Origin of the sequence: Bowmanella dokdonensis (assembly GCF_017254865.1) — a bacterium.
Taxonomy (GTDB): Bacteria; Pseudomonadota; Gammaproteobacteria; order Enterobacterales; family Alteromonadaceae; genus Bowmanella; species Bowmanella dokdonensis.
The window spans coordinates 1-308 of record NZ_JAFKCV010000294.1 but is presented as its reverse complement, the minus strand read 5'-3'; the positions used below and the strand labels follow the sequence as shown (position 1 = coordinate 308).

Sequence of the window (308 nt, the reverse complement as noted above, 5' to 3'; positions counted from 1 at the left end):
CAGACTGGCCAATGCTGAAGCCCGGCGGCACCTTGCTATATGCAACCTGCTAAATTCTGCCCGAAGAGAATCGAGAACAAATTAAGCAGTTTTTAGCCAACCAAGCCGAAGCGTCACTTTCGCCTTTGCATGCGCAAGACAATGCAAGCAACCCTGGCTGGCAAATCCTGCCAGGCGAAAAGCAAATGGATGGTTTCTACTATGCGAGACTGATAAAGTCATAGCAGAACATAGACTTAAGGCTTCAAGCCAGCATTTTGACCACTATTTAGAACCGCAATCTTGGAAGTTCATCATTGTGGGTGCCG

General features: G+C 47.7%; 1 pseudogene. It reads left to right on the top strand.

Annotated elements, in window-relative coordinates:
- Positions 1–224, top strand: a pseudogene (locus J0A66_RS22650) (16S rRNA (cytosine(967)-C(5))-methyltransferase RsmB); the annotation flags it as partial.
- Between the last annotated feature and the right edge of the window lie 84 nt (positions 225–308).